Annotated in this window: 1 protein-coding gene; it reads right to left on the minus strand. The window is 40.3% G+C overall.

Going from position 1 to position 452, the window contains the following annotated elements:
* On the minus strand, nucleotides 1-452 hold a 452-nt coding region (locus tag KH893_RS12160; RefSeq protein WP_281166323.1), incomplete at both ends, for a ribulose-phosphate 3-epimerase.

Raw genomic sequence — 452 nt, forward strand, 5'->3', positions numbered from 1 at the left:
TACCAGTGTTTGGTCGTTAACCCCTCCGTCAATTTCAATATCGAAATTGAGTCCGTGTTCTTTTTTGCATTCACGAAGTTCAGCAATTTTAGAAATTTCTTCAGGCAAAAACTTTTGGCCACCAAATCCAGGATTAACAGTCATAACCAAAACTTGATCAACCATATATAAGATTGGTAAAATCGCCGAAACCGGTGTCCCTGGATTAATAACCACCTCCGGATGAATCCCAGCGTTTTTAATCATTTGCAAAGCGCGATGAATATGTGCTGTAGCTTCTACGTGGACACCAATAATGTCGGCACCGGCCGAAACAAAAGAATCAATTAATTTTTCCGGGTGATTAACCATTAAATGAACATCCAAGGTTAATTTGCTGCCACTGGCCTTAATTTGTTTGACCCACTGTGGACCGTAAGAAATGCTTGGAACAAAATCGCCGTCCATTATAT

This window comes from Liquorilactobacillus sicerae, assembly GCF_029916425.1.
Lineage (GTDB): Bacteria > Bacillota > Bacilli > Lactobacillales > Lactobacillaceae > Liquorilactobacillus > Liquorilactobacillus sicerae.